Origin of the sequence: Mesorhizobium sp. M7A.F.Ca.CA.001.08.2.1, assembly GCF_003998455.1 — a bacterium.
Taxonomy (GTDB): Bacteria; Pseudomonadota; Alphaproteobacteria; order Rhizobiales; family Rhizobiaceae; genus Mesorhizobium; species Mesorhizobium ciceri.
The window spans coordinates 1-672 of sequence record NZ_RZPW01001363.1 but is presented as its reverse complement, the minus strand read 5'-3'; the positions used below and the strand labels follow the sequence as shown (position 1 = coordinate 672).

The following is a 672-nucleotide window of genomic DNA, read 5'->3' as shown; positions in this document are numbered from 1 at the left end:
GCGCAGAAATATGCGGTGTTCTCGCACCGCGAGCACATCTCATCCATCCGCCGGACGATCAACACGATCTGGAACAGTTGGCTGCCCGCCTCCGGTCACGAAATCGCGGATGCACCGGAATTCGAGCGCTATGGACCGGAGTTCGATGCCCACAGCGGCAATGGCGGGCTGGAGATCTGGGTACCGGTGAAGGCGTAGCTCGATCACGCCATCGGCAGCGCCGGCCAGCGATCGATGACCTTTCCGCCGGAAAACACGGCGATCGACCCGAATTGCTGCAGCACGGCCTCGCTCTGCGTCGGCCTTAGAAACGCGTAGTCGCCTGGCCTTGCGGTCGCATCGGCGGGCAAGCCCATGAATTGCTGGTTGGAGGACAGGCCGAGCAGGCCGTTCGTCTTCATGCCTTGGGGGAAGACCGGCTCGGCCATCCACTTGCCGCCATAGAGATAGCAGCCCTTGCGCGGAAACCGGCCGAGCGCCTGCAGCAGGCGGGTGACGGCCGGCGGGCCAGGCAGCATCGGCTCGACCACTTTCAGGATCGGCGTAGCGATGAAAGCCGCCGGCTGGAAGCCGTCGAGGCCTGGCGTATCGAAGTCGCTGGGCAGCACGAAGGCCGAGCCCATCGACACTTCATTGGCCGCGCCGCCACGATGAAGCAGCGCGGTCTTGCTG

The 672-nt window shown here is 64.7% G+C and carries 1 protein-coding gene and 1 pseudogene; one reads left to right on the top strand and one right to left on the bottom strand.

The window, feature by feature from the left end; genetic code table 11:
- A partial coding sequence (locus tag EN914_RS37410; RefSeq protein WP_206527351.1) for a GyrI-like domain-containing protein occupies positions 1-198 on the top strand: 198 nt, incomplete at its 5' end.
- 5 nt (positions 199-203) lie between these two features.
- Here EN914_RS37410 and EN914_RS37405 read toward each other — a convergent pair.
- Positions 204-672 (bottom strand): annotated as a pseudogene (locus EN914_RS37405) (DSD1 family PLP-dependent enzyme); the annotation flags it as partial.